This window comes from Candidatus Pelagibacter sp. uisw_138, from assembly GCF_059512485.2.
In genome coordinates this window covers 465449-481639 of the sequence record NZ_CM183453.2, presented here as the reverse complement: position 1 = coordinate 481639, position 16191 = coordinate 465449, and the positions used below count along the sequence as shown (strand labels likewise).

General features: G+C 25.6%; 15 protein-coding genes and 1 pseudogene. 11 read left to right on the top strand and 5 right to left on the bottom strand.

Annotation, left to right across the window (positions count from 1 at the left end):
* Nucleotides 1-21: 21 nt before the first annotated feature.
* Nucleotides 22-1806, bottom strand: coding sequence for a sulfoacetaldehyde acetyltransferase (gene xsc, locus AC5YGC_RS02500; RefSeq protein WP_496140080.1), 1785 nt, complete (start codon nucleotides 1804-1806; stop codon nucleotides 22-24).
* Nucleotides 1807-1917: 111 nt separating this feature from the next.
* On the opposite strand from xsc, the gene AC5YGC_RS02495 reads away from it, so the two are divergent.
* From AC5YGC_RS02495 to AC5YGC_RS02475, 5 genes and pseudogenes are all read left to right on the top strand, one after another.
* Nucleotides 1918-2202: a UxaA family hydrolase gene (locus AC5YGC_RS02495; RefSeq protein ID WP_415278903.1), complete on the top strand. Its 285-nt coding sequence runs from the start codon at nucleotides 1918-1920 to the stop codon at nucleotides 2200-2202.
* A 5-nt stretch (nucleotides 2203-2207) separates the two neighbouring features.
* Nucleotides 2208-3374 (top strand): UxaA family hydrolase, encoded by a 1167-nt coding sequence (locus AC5YGC_RS02490; RefSeq protein WP_415278902.1) that lies wholly within the window; start codon nucleotides 2208-2210, stop codon nucleotides 3372-3374.
* A 17-nt stretch (nucleotides 3375-3391) separates the two neighbouring features.
* Nucleotides 3392-4468, top strand: coding sequence for a putative sulfate exporter family transporter (locus AC5YGC_RS02485; protein WP_496140079.1), 1077 nt, complete (start codon nucleotides 3392-3394; stop codon nucleotides 4466-4468).
* A 37-nt stretch (nucleotides 4469-4505) separates the two neighbouring features.
* Nucleotides 4506-4805, top strand: a complete 300-nt coding sequence (locus AC5YGC_RS02480) for an NAD-dependent epimerase/dehydratase family protein (RefSeq protein WP_496140305.1) — start codon at nucleotides 4506-4508, stop codon at nucleotides 4803-4805.
* Nucleotides 4784-5494 (top strand): annotated as a pseudogene (locus AC5YGC_RS02475) (NAD-dependent epimerase/dehydratase family protein); the annotation flags it as partial. The gene AC5YGC_RS02480 and the pseudogene AC5YGC_RS02475, both read left to right, overlap by 22 nt.
* A 73-nt stretch (nucleotides 5495-5567) precedes the next feature.
* Here the strand turns inward: AC5YGC_RS02475 and AC5YGC_RS02470 are convergent.
* Nucleotides 5568-6659 (bottom strand): NAD-dependent epimerase/dehydratase family protein, encoded by a 1092-nt coding sequence (locus tag AC5YGC_RS02470; RefSeq protein ID WP_496140078.1) that lies wholly within the window; start codon nucleotides 6657-6659, stop codon nucleotides 5568-5570.
* 108 nt (nucleotides 6660-6767) lie between these two features.
* Between AC5YGC_RS02470 and AC5YGC_RS02465 the strand changes: the two genes are divergently transcribed.
* From AC5YGC_RS02465 to galE, 3 genes are all read left to right on the top strand, one after another.
* Nucleotides 6768-6950: a hypothetical protein gene (locus tag AC5YGC_RS02465; RefSeq protein WP_496140077.1), complete on the top strand. Its 183-nt coding sequence runs from the start codon at nucleotides 6768-6770 to the stop codon at nucleotides 6948-6950.
* A gap of 59 nt (nucleotides 6951-7009) precedes the next feature.
* Nucleotides 7010-7759 carry a WecB/TagA/CpsF family glycosyltransferase gene (locus AC5YGC_RS02460; RefSeq protein WP_496140076.1) on the top strand — a complete coding sequence of 250 codons (750 nt, stop codon included), beginning with the start codon at nucleotides 7010-7012 and terminating at the stop codon, nucleotides 7757-7759.
* A 193-nt stretch (nucleotides 7760-7952) separates the two neighbouring features.
* A complete protein-coding gene (galE, locus tag AC5YGC_RS02455; RefSeq protein ID WP_502314037.1) occupies nucleotides 7953-8957 on the top strand; it encodes a UDP-glucose 4-epimerase GalE in 1005 nt (334 codons plus the stop codon).
* A gap of 24 nt (nucleotides 8958-8981) precedes the next feature.
* Here the strand turns inward: galE and AC5YGC_RS02450 are convergent, their stop codons facing one another.
* Nucleotides 8982-9761, bottom strand: a complete 780-nt coding sequence (locus AC5YGC_RS02450) for a class I SAM-dependent methyltransferase (protein WP_496140075.1) — start codon at nucleotides 9759-9761, stop codon at nucleotides 8982-8984.
* Nucleotides 9762-10437: 676 nt separating this feature from the next.
* The gene (locus AC5YGC_RS02445) at nucleotides 10438-11208 is read right to left on the bottom strand and encodes an FkbM family methyltransferase (protein ID WP_496140074.1); all 771 of its coding nucleotides are present in this window, start codon (nucleotides 11206-11208) and stop codon (nucleotides 10438-10440) included.
* A 155-nt stretch (nucleotides 11209-11363) separates the two neighbouring features.
* Between AC5YGC_RS02445 and AC5YGC_RS02440 the strand changes: the two genes are divergently transcribed.
* The 3 genes from AC5YGC_RS02440 to AC5YGC_RS02430 are packed head-to-tail and all read left to right on the top strand — an operon-like array spanning nucleotide 11364 to nucleotide 15138.
* Nucleotides 11364-12695 carry a hypothetical protein gene (locus tag AC5YGC_RS02440; RefSeq protein WP_496140073.1) on the top strand — a complete coding sequence of 444 codons (1332 nt, stop codon included), beginning with the start codon at nucleotides 11364-11366 and terminating at the stop codon, nucleotides 12693-12695.
* On the top strand, nucleotides 12692-13951 hold the full coding sequence (locus AC5YGC_RS02435; RefSeq protein WP_496140072.1) for a glycosyltransferase: 1260 nt from the start codon (nucleotides 12692-12694) through the stop codon (nucleotides 13949-13951). The genes AC5YGC_RS02440 and AC5YGC_RS02435 overlap by 4 nt, the downstream gene beginning before the upstream one ends.
* The gene (locus tag AC5YGC_RS02430) at nucleotides 13951-15138 is read left to right on the top strand and encodes an O-antigen ligase family protein (protein ID WP_496140071.1); all 1188 of its coding nucleotides are present in this window, start codon (nucleotides 13951-13953) and stop codon (nucleotides 15136-15138) included. The genes AC5YGC_RS02435 and AC5YGC_RS02430 overlap by 1 nt, the downstream gene beginning before the upstream one ends.
* Here the strand turns inward: AC5YGC_RS02430 and AC5YGC_RS02425 are convergent.
* Entirely contained in the window at nucleotides 15123-16184 is a 1062-nt protein-coding gene (locus AC5YGC_RS02425) for a glycosyltransferase (RefSeq protein WP_496140070.1), read from the bottom strand. The genes AC5YGC_RS02430 and AC5YGC_RS02425 overlap by 16 nt on opposite strands.
* Nucleotides 16185-16191 lie beyond the last annotated feature (7 nt).

Genomic DNA, 16191 nt, shown 5'->3' with positions numbered 1-16191 from the left:
TTTATTTGATATTAAAACTGTTTATGAAACTAGTGAAGGTTGCTTGATCATGTCTTCTTTATTGATCCCTGCAACTTTAACTGGTCTTTTCATGGCATCTCTTCTGAAAGGTTCACCTAATTCTTGGTTAAGAATTACCTCAATAAATGTAGTAATTCCTTTCTTTTGATCTTCACATGATTGCTTGATAGCAGCGGTAGTCTCTTCCATCGTTCGAACTGTAACACCTTTTAATCCACAAGCATCAGCAACTTTTGCATAACTTAATTCTGGATCAAGTTCTGTTCCAACGAAGTTATCATCAAACCATAAAGTAGTATTTCTTTTTTCAGCTCCCCACTGGTAGTTTCTAAAAATTACCATTGAAATTGCTGGCCATTCTGGTCTTGCCACTGAACTCATTTCGTTCATGCTGATACCGAATGCACCATCACCTGCAAAACCAATTACTGGTGTATCAGGACATCCAATTTTTGCTCCAAGAATTGCTGGAAAACCATAACCACAAGGACCAAATAATCCTGGTGCCAAATATTTTCTACCTTTTTCGAATGTAGGATAAGCATTTCCAATTGCACAGTTGTTACCAATATCGCTTGAAATAATTACGTCATCAGGCATTCCTGCTTGAATTCCTCTCCAAGCTTCTCTAGGAGACATTCTATCTGCATCTCTTTTTCTAGCTTCTTCATTCCAAACTGTACCTTCATCATCATCTTCATGATCTAGACTTGATAACTCTTGTAACCAAGCAGATTTAGTTTGGTGAATTGTATTTTTTCTCTCTTCTCTATTTGTGTCTCCCGCCGTTGGAGATAGTTGAGCTAAAATTTGTTGAGATACTAATTTTGCATCACCACAAATACCAACAGAAACTTTTTTAGTTAAACCAATTCTATCTGAATTCATATCAACTTGAATGATACTTGCATCTTTCGGCCAGTAATCCATTCCATAACCAGGTAGAGTTGAGAAAGGATTTAATCTTGTACCAAGTGCAAGAACAACATCAGCTTTCTTAATTAATTCCATTCCAGCTTTTGATCCATTATAACCTAATGGTCCAGCTGCTAATGGATGACTTCCTGGAAAACTATCATTATGTTGATACCCAGAACAAACTGGAGCATCTAATTTCTCAGCTAATTTTTTACAATCTTCAATCGCTCCACCAATAACAACACCAGCACCAGATAATATTACCGGAAATTTAGCGTTTGATAATAAGTCAGCTGCTTTTTTAATTGCATCAACTCCACCTGCTTGTCTTTCAAGTCTAACAATTGGAGGAAGATCAATATCAATAACTTGTGTCCAATAATCTCTTGGAACATTTATTTGTGCAGGAGCAGATCCTCTGATTGCTTTTTCAATTACTCTATTTAATACTTCTGCCATTCTTGAAGGGTCTCTAACTTCTTCTTGATAGCAAACCATATCTTTAAATAAATTCATTTGTTCTACTTCTTGGAAACCACCTTGACCCATAGTTTTATTCGCAGCTTGAGGTGTTACTAATAATAATGGTGTGTGGTTCCAGTATGCAGTTTTAATAGGAGTAACAAGTCCTGTGATTCCAGGGCCGTTTTGAGCAATGACCATTGACATTTTACCAGTAGATCTTGTGTAACCATCTGCAATTAATCCACCGTTTGTCTCATGAGCAACATCCCAAAAGGTTATTCCAGCATCAGGAAAGATATCTGATATTGGCATAAAGGCTGAACCAATAATTCCGAATGCGTGTTCAATTCCATGCATTTGTAAAACTTTTACAAAAGCTTCTTCTGTTGTCATTTTAGTCATAATAATTAGGCCTTCCTGCTTAAGTTGTTAAAAAATCTATAAATAAATTGTTAATTTTAAATATTAATATATAAGAATTAAAAAATTTCAAACAAACAAATCGACACAATTATGGCTACAGATATTATTATTCACGATGAAAAAGACAACGTAGGAGTAGTTGTTATTGATAAAATCACTCCAAAACAAGATTGCGCATGCTGGATTATGGAAAATGATAAAACAATTCAAATTCAATCAGTAGATGAAATTCAATTAGGACATAAAATTGCAATGATTGACCTTAATGAAGGTGATACTATTTTGAAATACGGTCATGATATTGGAAAAGTGGTTAAATCAATCAAAAAAGGTGAGCATGTTCATGTTCACAATGTAAAAACGAAGAAGTGGTAAAAAATATGGAAATTCCAAAAAGTTTTTTAGGTTATAAAAGAGAAAATGGCAGAGTTGGTACTAGAAACCACGTAATCATCTTACCTGTAGATGATATCTCAAATGCTTGTGCTGAAGCTGTAGCAAATAATATTAAAGGTACAATGGCCCTTCCTCACTCTTATGGAAGACTTCAATTTGGTGCTGATCTAGATTTACATTTTAGAACAATGATTGGGACTGGAAAAAACCCTAACGTTGCTGCTGTAATTGTTATTGGTATTGAGCCTAAATGGACAAAAAGAATTGTTGATGAAATTGCTAAAACTGGAAAACCAGTTGAAGGATTTCACATTGAAAGAACTGGTGATATTGGAACAATCATGAAGGCTTCAAAAAAAGCTCAAGAGTTTGCAATGTGGGCTTCTGAAAAACAAAGAGAAGAATGTCCTTTAAGTGATTTATGGATTTCGGTTAAATGTGGTGAATCTGACACAACATCAGGTCTTGCTGCTAACCCAACAGTTGGAAACTTAATGGATAAATTAGAACCATTAGGAGTTCATTTATGTTTTGGTGAAACGTCAGAATTAACAGGTGCTGAAAAAGTTTGTGCTACACGTGGTGCAACTCCAGAAGCTTCTGAAAAATTCATGAAAACATGGAGTGATTACAACGATTTTATTCTAAAAGAAGCAACAGATGATCTATCAGATAGTCAACCTACCGCAGGAAATATTGCGGGTGGATTAACTACAATTGAAGAGAAGGCATTTGGAAACTTCCAAAAAATTGGAAATTGTAAATTTATTGATGTTTTAGAGCCAGCTGAAGAACCAACTAAAGGAAAAGGATTATACTTTATGGATACTTCATCTGCTGCAGCAGAGTGTATTACACTTCAAGCAGCTGCTGGATTTAACATTCACTTATTCCCAACAGGTCAAGGTAATATTGTAGGTAACCCTATTGAACCTGTTGTTAAGTTAACTGCCAACCCATTAACTGTAAAAGGTATGGGTGAACATATTGATTGCGATGTATCAAAAATTTTATCACGAGAGATGACTATGTCTGAAGCTGGTGATGAATTGATCAAATCAATGATTAGAGTTGCTAACGGTAGATTAACTTGCGCTGAAGCTTTAGGTCATAAAGAATTTGTTATGACTAAGCTTTATAGAAGTGCTTAAAACTCATCTATTAATTTATGTTATTTAAAGAATATTTGGTAGTTCTACCAGGTATTATTTTAGCGTTTGTTCTCTACACTTTATCTCAAGGTTTAAATAATATTATCGGTACTGAGATATTAGGTTACGATAAAAGCCCAATATCAACAGCCATGATTGCAATTTTAATAGGAATTATACTTGGAAATATTTTTCAAATGAGGGAGGGTTTTTTAATTGGAATAAATTTTACTCAGAAATATATTTTAAAACTTGGAATAATTTGTCTTGGCATTCAGTTAAAACCATTTGAATTTTTAAAATTTGGTTCTATCGCTATACCGTTAATTATTGTTTGCATCATAAGTGTACTAATTGTGATTAAATTATTAATTAAAAAATTAAAAATCTCAACAAGAATGGCTTACCTAATATCAATAGGAAGCACTGTTTGTGGAACAACAGCAATCATGGCAACTGCTCCAATAATTAAAGCAAACAAGGGAGAAGTTGCTTATGCAATTGCGAACATTACAGTTTTTGGAATAATTTCAATGTTAATCTATCCATATTTTGCTAACATTTATTTTAATGGAGATCCAATGTATGTAGGGCTTTTTTTAGGAACTGCTATTCATGAAACTTCACAAGTTGCAGCAGCTGGATTAATTTATGACCAGCAATTTAATAGTCCTGAAACTTTAAATATAGCAACAGTTACAAAATTAATTAGAAATACTTTTTTAGTTATCATGATCCCACTATTTGCTTATCTATATAATCGAAACACAACGAAAACCAAAAACTACTCTCTGTTAAATATTTTTCCATATTTTGTATTAGGTTTTATTGGAATGATTATATTTCGAAATATTGGTGACCAAATATTTTTGAGTGAAGGTTCTCAAGTAATTTGGCAAAACTCTGTATTAACTATTAAATATTCAGCTAAAGTTTTCTTAAGTATGGCAATGGCTGCAGTTGGTTTATCAACAAACTTGAAAGATCTTAAATCAATGGGCTACAAACCATTTGTAGTAGGATTTATTGCAATGGTTACAGTTGGTTTGGTAAGTATAATTTCAATGAAAATATTTACTGAACTGTTTCTATAAAAGGCATAATAAAATATAATTTGACTCAATAGTGTGAATAAAAAAAAATATATTAGTTACTGGTGGAGGTGGTTACATAGGTAGTCATATTGTTGAGCTTTTAGTTAAAACTAAATCCAATATCATAATCATTGACAACCTAATTACCGGACATAAAAAACTAATAAATAAAAAAGCTATATTTATCAACGAAGATATAAAGAATAAAGCTGCATTAACTAAAATTATTAATGACTATAAAATAAATTCAATAATACATTTGGCAGGTTCATTAAATATTAGTGAGGCAGAAAAAAATAAAAAAAATATTATAAAAATAATGTTGAAGGTACACTAAATATGGTAAATTCTTGTAAAAACTCCTCAGTTAAAAGAATTATTTTTTCTTCCTCATGTTCAATTTATGGAAATGTTAAAGGACCTGTTGATGAAAAAAATAGACCTAACCCACAAGGTTACTACGCATTTACAAAATATAAAGCAGAAGAAATAATTAAAAAATTTAGTAAAAAATATAATTATGAATATGGCATATTAAGATATTTTAATGTGGCAGGAGCAAGTCCATCAGGTAAAATAGGTGAAATAGAAACTTCATACGGACATTTAATTAAAAATATAGCCATTCAATCTCTCAAAAAAAAACCAGTAATATCTATATATGGAAATGATTATAAAACTAAAGATGGTACTTGTGTTAGGGACTACATTCATGTGTCGGACCTAGCTAATATTCATATTAAAACTTTGAAATATATAAACAAAAATTCTAAATCACTAATTTTGAATTGTGGATATGGTAAACCTTATTCTGTATTAGATATTGCAAATATTTTAAAAAAAAATAACAATATACAAATTAATTATAAGAATAGAAGATTTGGTAATGTTGGCAAAGTTTATAGTGATACTAAAAAATTTGATAAAATTTTAAAATACAAACCAAAATATGATAATTTAGAATATATTTTAGATAGTACCTACAAGTGGGAGAAGGTAATCAAAAAATTTAAAATATTAAAGTAATAATCTAGTAAATTTATCTAGAAAAAAAACCAAAATATAAAAATAAATTCTATTAATAAATAAATATAAATTTTTATATTATCTTTGATTGGTTGTTTTTACCCATCTCAAATTCAACCATTTGCTCCAAAGATTTTTTAAGAGTGATCTTAATTTTCCAACTTGGAAAATCTTTTTTAAATTTAGAATTATCAGATATCCACCACATATGATCTCCAATTCTATTTTTTGATAAAACTTTATATTTACTTTTTTTATTACTTATTTGTTCAATTAAATCTATAGCTTCAAGCACAGAACAACTATTTTCTCTGCCACCACCAATATTATACACATTGCCCCCTATTTTTGGTTTAGCAATAAATGCACTAAAGGCTCCAACAACGTCTAGGCTGTGGATATTGTCTCTAACTTGTTTTCCTTTATAACCAAAAATAGAGTATTTTTTATTATTAACAATTGTTTTAACAAGAAATGATAAGAAACCATGCAACTGAGCTCCAGTATGATTTTCGCCAGTCAAACAACCACCTCTAAAACAAACAGTTTTTAAATCAAAATATCTTCCATATTCTTGAACCAACATATCCGCTGAAGCTTTTGAAGCACCAAACAATGAATGAGTTGTATGGTCGATTGACATTTCTTCATCAATACCTTTTTTAAAATATTTGTGATTTTTTTTTATTTCATATCTTGATTTTTTTTCCTCTAGAGGTAAAAAATTTGGTGTATCTCCGTATACTTTATTGGTTGATGTAAATAAAAAAGAGGCATTTGGACAATATTTTCTAAAAGCCTCTAATAAATTTAAAGTTCCTGTTGCATTAACATGAAAGTCTGTGAAAGGTTCTTTGGCAGCCCAATCGTGAGAGGGTTGAGCGGCAGTGTGAATAATTACTTTTATTTTATTTCTATTATCTTTAAATATTTTAAATATTCTATCTTTATTTCTAATATCAACATTATGATGAAAATATAGTTTATTTTTTTTTAGAATTTTTTCTTTCCATTTATTAGATCCAATTTTACCAAAAAAATACGATCTTAAATCGTTATCTATTCCTAGTACTTTAATACCACTATTAAGAAAGTAATTAGCTGCAGAAGATCCTATTAAACCAGTTGATCCAGTAATTATATACATTAAAATTTGATTGATCATTTAAATACACTAAAATTTAGATTATTTAAACATCAAAATATATTTGAAATACTTAAAATAATATTTTTAACAGAAGTTTCTCAAATTATTTAGCAAAACTCTGTATCAATGATTAAAAATTCTGCAAAAATATTTTTAAGTATGGCGATGGCTGCAGTTGGTTTATCTACTAACTTAAAAGACCTAAAATCAATAGGTTATAAACCATTTGTTGTTGGATTTATTGCAGCTGTAACGGTGGAGATAGCTAGCATTGTTAGTCTTGAGACTTTTCTTAAAGTTTTTTTGTAAATCATTTTAAAATAATTTAGTCTAAGAAATAAAATAGATTAAAATAGATAAGGATAATTTTGATAAAACAAATTAAATTTAAAGGAATAATTTTTAGAAACTTTGATATCAAAGACTTCAAAAAAATTATTGAGAAAAAAGGATTATTTCTATTCCCCTCAGGCCCCGGTTTAGCTAGTATTGAAACTGAAAAAAATTATTTGAGAGCTTTAAAATCAGCAAACTATAATTTTTTTGATAGTGGATATTTTGTTCTTTTGTTAAGATATTTAAAAAAGATAAAAGTAAATAAGTTATCTGGCTATATATTTATTAAATTATTTTTGAAATATATTGAAAAAAATAATAATAAAAAATTATTTTTAATCGATCCAAGTATTAAACATTCAATATCAAATAGAAGATTGTTTAAAAAAAAAGGAATTATTAAAAAAAATCTAAACAGTTATATAGCACCACAATATAATCCAAAATTAATATTAGATAAAAAATTATTAGACATCATAAAGAAAATTAAACCTGATTATATTTTAATTAATATTGGAGGTGGCACTCAGGAAATTTTAGGATTATATATTAAAAAAAACACTAATTTTAAGTGTACAATTCTATGTAATGGGGCTGCAATATCTTTTTTTACTGGTGATCAAGCTCCAATAAATGTTTTTTTAGATAAAATTTATTTAGGTTGGTTAATAAGAATTATTTTTAATCCGATCATCTTTATACCAAGATATCTAAAAACTATTAAACTAATAAATATTGTATTAAAAAATAATATTAAACTTTTATATCATAAGCATAAATAATAATTTATTTTTTTAATATTATTAAGTAATCTTAATTAAACATATTTAAGTCTACATTATGCTAATCTTTGATAATTTTTACTAATAATCTAATTTCAAAATGTTATACAGTCAATTAGAAATATTAAATTAATTAACCTGTTAAATCATAATTATTTTGTTATCAATTTGATTATAAATTTGCATCTACTAAATGAACTCAAAAATAACAAACATATTAATTACTGGTGGAGCTGGTTATATTGGCAGTCATATAGCTGAACTCTTAGTAAAAAATAAATCTAATAAAGTTTTTATCTTAGATAATTTAGTGACAGGTCATAAAAAATTAATTAATAAAAAAGCAAAATTTATTAAAGCTGATATCGCAGACAAAAAAAAAATAAGCAGGACTATTAAAGAAAACAAAATAGATGCCATTATACATCTTGCAGCTTATTTAAATGTAAGTGAGGCAGAAAAAAATAAAAAGAAATATTATACGAACAATGTTATTGGTACAAAAAATTTAATCGAGGCTTGCAAAAATACCAAAGTAAAAAATATCATATTTTCATCATCATGTAGCATTTATGGAAATATTATAGGATCTGTTAGTGAAAATAAAAAACCCAACCCACAGGGGTATTATGCTTATACTAAATACAAAGGGGAAGAGTTAATTAAAAAATTTTCTTCTAAATATAAATATAAATACGGAATACTAAGATATTTTAATGTTGCGGGTGCTAGTCCTTCAGGAAAAATTGGTGAGATAGAAACTTCGTACGGTCATTTAATTAAAAATTTAGCTATACAATCGTTAAGAAAAAAACAAAAAATAGAAATTTTTGGTAACGACTATAAAACTAAGGATGGAACATGCGTGAGAGACTATATGCATGTATCAGATCTAGCTGATATTCATGTTAAGGGTTTAGGTTTTATAGAAATTAAGAAAAAATCTTTTATTTTAAATTGCGGGTATGGGAAAGGTTATTCTGTCAAACAAATTATTAAAGTTTTTTCAAAGATAAGAAAAAAAATAATTATAGAAATTAAGGACAGGAGACTAGGTGATGTTGCACAAGTTTACGCTGATACTAAAAAATTTAAAAGAATTTTAAAATGGACACCAAAATTTAATAATATTTATAGTATAATAAAGAGTGCAATTAAATGGGAAATGTCTTTAAATAAAAAAAGTAAAAATTTATAGAAATAACTTTGAAAAAGTTTGATATTAATTTTCTTTAGTTAAAAATTTATCAACATTATATATAAAATTTTCCTTGGAGTAAATTAGCATTTTTTTATCAACATATGTTTTTGGGTAATCAAGGTCTAAAATTTCTTGATCATAATTTTTTTTAAAATTAAATGGTTGAAGATGGAAATCTAAAAAATTAAAAGAACCAGTATTAATATCTTTATTTTTAATATTAGTTTTTTCTAAATCATAGTTTGTAATCAGAATATATTTAAATTTAGATTTTTTTAAATTCTTAAATGTTTTTTCGATATTATTAAAAGAAAAATGAAATAGACAATCTCTGCATATTAACAATTCTCCAGTTGGCAGTTCATCTTTAATTAAGTCAATTTTTCTAAATTCTGTTTTATCATTAGCAAATATATTATTTTTTTCTATTATTTCCTCCACGATATCACCTCCAAAATATTCGACATTTAGATCGGTAATGATCTTTGACAACCAAAAAAAATCACCACATGGGATATCAATTATTGATTTTATATTCAATTTTTTAATAATTATGGGTAGTTCTAATCTTAAGTTTTCAGTACTTTTTAAGGATGAGCCAGATCCAGATTTGCTTTCTATACCTCCCCAATAATTATTTATGTAAATCTGGGTAAAAACCTCTTTATAGTTTCTATTAAATTTTTTCTTAAAGAAAAAAATTTTTTTAATAATTTCAAACTGATTAAAATAAATTTTTATAATTAATTTTTTAAATCCAATTTCTTTATAATAAAACTTTATTTTATCTATAATTGTCATAATAAAAATAAATTTAATAATAATTTTATATAATTAAAAACTTCTAATATCTATATATTATATATTTTAGTAATATATTTTAATTCACTAATAGTTTAATTTAATCTTAATAGGACTTAATCTAATTATTATAACAAAATATAAATAAATTTATGAATATATCGTTTTTAAATCTTGTAGACCGAAATAGATTTGCAAAAAATATATATGTGGGCAATCATCAATTTTTATAAATTCAATTATTCTTCAATTATTATTCATGCCTCTGATGCTTTTATCGTGAGGTCCGAAGTATACTGGTATCTACCTGTTTATAACAAGTTTACAGTCTGCAATAAGTTTTTGGAAATTAGGTGTTTCTGAGGCCTGGAGATGTTGCTCAGGTTTATGCTGATATAACAAAATTCAAAAAATTTTTAAAATGGAAACCCAAGTACAATAATATTGAGCAAATTCTAAAAAGTACTTTTAGTTGAGAAAAAAAACTTAATAAACATAATTAATAATATTTGTAGATCAATTAATAGAATTAATAATTTAATTATAAAAATTTTTTTATATAATTCTTATTACTGTAAAGCCAGACTGTCCCTATTTTTTTTAAATATTCAAATAGATTTTTCCAAAACTCAAGAGTAAAAATTGATAATATTTGCATTTATAATAGTTTTAATATTTAAAAAAAATAATGTGGTAAAATAATTTCTTTTTTATTTTTAACTGTTCGATAATCTAATTTATGTGGCAAGTATGTCTTTTTTTTATATTTACTATATTTTTTATTTAAGAATGTGATCTCTATATCCCTAGGTATCTTCAGGTCATAAAAATTAATTAATGGAAAGTTATTATTAGGATGTAAATGAGCAACATCAAAATGTTTTAGGATTTTTTTTAGACTACTGTAAACGAATGAATGAAAATAGGTGTTAGAAATTAAGTGTAAATTATGAAATTCAAAGATTAATATTTTTATTTTTTTTAAATACACTTCATCTAAACAGTGGATTATCTCATACTCACTTCCCTCAGCATCAATTTTTAAAATACAAGGTGTGTTTTTTGATTTCTTGATCCAGTCATTAACATTAATTATATTTTTACTATTATAACTACCAACAAATTTTTTTTCAAATTGAGAGTTATCTAAATGAGGGTTATTTACACTTTTGTCTGCTAGAAATAGTTTAACTTTTTTTCCAAGATTTTCTTCAAATTTTACAGTATTACCAACACCAATTGTGTGGCATGATTTAATATTTTTTAATTTTGGTATTAAATATCCACCATCACAAGCATCACCAAATCTCAATAATTTATAACCAAGATTGTGTACTTTTAACATTTTTATCAATTCAAGAATTTTATATTTTTTTATATCAGCATATATTCTTATGCCAAAAAAATTTTGTAAATTAAATATTTTTGATTTGATATATTGTTTCATATTTAAGTTAAGCTATTTAGTGCATTCGTTTGTATATATATTGTTTCATATCTATAAACTTAATATACCTAAAGATATATTCTTAATTTATTAATAATTTAATTTAATATTAATAAAAATTAATCTAATTATTATAATTAAATAAGTAAGAATTTATGAATATATTTTTTTTAAATCCTGTAGATCGAAAAAGAATTGCAAAAAATATATTTGGACAATCATTTTCTGTTGTAACTTCAATTATTATTCAACTGTTCTTTATTCCTCTAATGCTTCTTTCATGGGGTCTGGAATATACAGGTATTTGGCTCTTCCTAATAAGTTTGCCATCTGCCATAAGTTTTTGGAAATTAAGTTTTTCCGAGGCATGTAAACAGCAATTAATTTTAGATGGTGAAAATAATAAAAATAAGATTTATTCAATATCTTTAATTCTAACTTTACTTGTTATTATTATACTGGGCTTATTTTATTTTACAGTAAATTTATTTTTTTTAGATAATTTTACTATTTTTAAAGATACCCAAATTGACTATTTAAATTATATTCTGACATTAATTTTTTTTTCATTTTCATTAGATATATTAAATAATAACGCTTTAATAATATCACAATACAAAGGTAAAATTTATATTAGTAATTACATACAAAATAGTTTTTTATTATTAGGAAGGTTACTTGTAGTGCTGTGTGGTTTTTTTACAGATAAACTTATATTGGCAGCATTAATAGTACTTATAATAATGATATTAAAATATTTTTTTACAAAATATATTTTTTTACAAAATAATATAATTTTTATATTTAAAGCAAGTCTTTTAAAAAAAAGTGGAATCAAAAACATATTTAATAAGAGTTTAAAATTCTATTACAACGATGTTTCACTAATCTTAAGTACAAGTGGTTTGACATTTATATTGGGTACATTTTTCTATGCTGAAGTTGTTACTTACATAACTGCTGCTAATACACTATTTCGTTTTTTAATTATAAAACTTTGTGGTATCGTAACTAATATAATGAGTTTTGAAATACCCAATTTTTTTAAAAGAAAACAAATTTATAAATTAATAAGTCTTCTAAATTTACAGAAAAAAATAATGTACCTATTTGTTATTTTATTTTTTTTAACAACTCTTTTAATTGGAGATTTTATTTTTAATATATGGACCTTAGGAAAATTTAATAATTATGGAAATAAAATAATTTTACTTATCTCTCTTGAAACAATTATATATATTTTAGCTTATAATGAGTTAATTCTTGGTATGTATTTAAATAAATTAAGCAATATTACTATGTGGTCATTAATTATTACTGTTATTTCATATATTTCAATAATTATTTACCTAAATATTAATATGAACATAGAGGGTATGTTTGTTTTTTTAATAATAAAAAGTTTAATCATTTATATTTTATACTTAAATTTTAATAATAATTTACGTAAAAAGATTTTTTTTCATAAAGAAATAAAAGATCAATGAAAAAAGATATAAAAAATAAAATACTTATTTCTACAGGTTATAAAAATTTTGCTATGTTGAGTTCAGCATATGAGGTGCAAAAATATGGTAAACTATATGCAGTTATCTCAGGCTATATTCCTAAAAGTTTTTTTTTCAAATTAATTAAAATTTGGCCGTTTAATAAAAATCAAAAATTAGAAAGAATAACTGAAAGGAAAAATAATATTAGTGATAAAAAAATAATCAATTTTATATATGGTGAAATAATTAATGAAATAATCATTAGATTAAGGGGGAAATTCAAAAAAAAATATAAGATATTTGATTTAGCTACACAGTTTGCTCTAATGTCTTATGCATTATTTGCAAAAAAATATTTAATGAAACATCATAGAAATATCAAATTATATCACTATAGATCAGGTTTTGGAGGCGTTTCAGTAGATTATGCTAAATCAAAAAATATTATTACTATTTGTGAACATACAATTGCGCATCCAACTATTGTAGAATACATGATAGCAAATAAAGGCAATTTTCCTAAAAAAAAAATTGCAATGAAAAATAATTGGTGGAAAATTGTTGTTTCGGATATAAATAAAGCTGACACAGTTCTTGTTAACTCCAATTTTGTTAAACAAACATTAATTTTTATGGGCTGCAAAAAGCCTATTAAAGTTATCTATACGGGCCCTTTAAAAGGCTTTGAAAAAAATATATTTTTGAAAAAGAAATATTTTATTAACAATAATATAAATATTTTTTACTCAGGTGGACTAATAAAAAGAAAAGGTTTAGACGAAATTCAAGATGTTATAAAAAAAATTGATTTGTCAAAAAATTTAAATCTCAAATTAGCTGGAAGTTTATCAGGAACATCAAGGTTTAAATATAATGATCTTTTAAATAATAAAAATGTTAAATATCTAGGTATCCTTAATTCTAAAGCCCTAAACCAAAGTTACAATAAATCTGATATATTTTTATTTCCATCATTAGTAGAAGGATCTGCCAAAGTTATATTTGAAGCTATGGCAGCTGGTTGTGCTGTAATTACAACTCCAAATTCTGGCTCAATTGTAGAACATAATAAAGGTGGATTTATTGTCAAACCAGGAGACTCTGTGCAATTATTAAAAGCCTTAAAAAAACTTACCTCTAACCCTAAATTGATAGAAGAATTCGGTAATTATAACAAAAAAATTATAAGAAATAATTTTAGACAAATTCATTACGGTAAGCAGTTGAAAGATTTTTATCAAAATTATTATTAATGATAAATATATTTTATGTATTATTCGCAATATCATTTCATTTTAAAATAAATTTTATTGGTGATTTATATTTTGCACAAATATTAATAGTCTTAGTTTCAATATATTTTTTATTAGAACAATCAAAACAATTAAAGCTAATTTCCTATGAAAAAAAAATACTTTTTCTAATTATTTTATGGTTATTAAATCAAATTGTTTCAGATCAAGTTAATCAAATAAGTTTTAATAACTCTGCAAAAGGTAATATAAAAATAATAGTAACTTTTTTATCATTTTATTCATTTTTTAAAATTTCAAAATTACCTAGCATATCAATGATAAAAGTTTTACTATGGGTATGTCTCATAAACATACTGGTTTTGTTTTCAGATTATAATAATCTTAACTTTGTTAATAATTGGAAATTTACTGGAGGTGTAAGTATATCAATATCTTTAATTATCTTTTTTAATTTGTATTATAAAAAATATCTTACAAATAATTTTTTGTTAATTTTAATATTTGGAATAGGAATTTTATCTTTATTTTTTGAAACACGATATTTATTTTTGTTTAACTCTTTATTAGTATTTTATATTATTCTCTTTGAAAAATTTAAAATTAATAGGATTATTCCGATAGTATTATCTTCACTTATTTTTTATTTTTTTATGACAAGTATCTATGAAATTATTATTGCCTATGAACTTTTACCTGGCGCGTTATTGCAAAAACAAGTGAACCAAAATAGTGAATTAGGTATTCTATTAGGAGGCAGAGGTGAAATTTTTTCATCTTACAAGGCGATAGTTGATGCTCCAATAATAGGTCATGGTAGTTGGGCTGAAGATTGTAAGTATATTTATTCTATATATGATCAAAAAATCCAATATAATCCTAACATTAAACTTGATTTAACTCGTTGTTTAATTAAATCACATTCCGTTATATTTGGATCATGGGTTAATTCAGGCATATTTGGATTTTTGTTCTGGTTTTATATTCTTATTACTATGCTCAAAAGATTTATAAAAATCATCAGTACAAGTGATAATTCAATAGCATTATTTCTTTACTTATTTATATCACTATTTTGGGATATCGTGTTTTCACCTTATGGTGGTACTAGAATGGTATATGCGCCATTGTGTATTGTAATTGTTTTGATGCCCAATAATAATAAATTAACTTATTTCAAAATTTGAATAAGTTTATCTGACATTTTAACCTTGTTTAACAGTAAGTATGTTTGATATGAATTTTTTGCTAATTTATTTAATTCTTTAGTGTGCATTTTAGGAATTTTAAATAGTAAATCTGCAAGACTTGTGAAATTTTTTCTTTTAAAAAAGAAACCATTATTTATATTTACATATGCCGGTTCAGGACCATTATGTTTCTGAAAATCACTGTGAATAATTGGAATGATACTTAAAGACATAAGATGAACAACGCTTAAGCCTGCATCTCCTGGATATATTCCAAATTTTGAATTCTTACATATTTTTGATATTTTTTTCAAGTCATAAATTTCTCCATAAAATTTTACATTAAGTTTATTTAATTTTGAAAATTTTATTAAATTATTTTTTTCTTCACCACTGCCAATAATCTTTAAATGTAAATTAATGTTGTGATTAACTTTTAAATATTTAAGAACTTCAAGTAGCAGAATAATATCTGATCCAATCCTTAATCTGCCTATAAAAACAATCTCATTTTTATTCTTAGTTTTGGAGGGCGGTGATTTGTGGTAATTTATTATAGTATTGTTAAGAAAATTAATTTTTTTTGATTTTATATTAAATCTTAGAAGATCTTTTTTTACAAATTTATTGTAACATATATATTTTTTACAAAATATTAATGTGATTAAAAATAAAAATTTAGAAAAATAATTTTTTTTTGCTTTTTTATATAAACCTTGGCCATAAACATATAAAGGGATAGATTTAAATTTACATAAAAAAAGTGTTGACCAAAAACTTAAACTCTTAAAATCCCCAGCTATAAATATTTTATCAGGTTTTAAAAATAAAATATTTTTTTCAATCCCAATTTGAATATGAAGAAAAGAAAGATTAATCCTTTTTAACAAAATGTGGTTAAATTTATTTGATAAACCTAATCCATAACCATAATTTTTATCCTTAGATGAGATAACATGAACTTCTTCATATATATTAGAAATTTCATTAAACAAGTCTGCTCTATATTTACTAAGATATGGTTGTATAATTAATATCTTCATTAAAGAT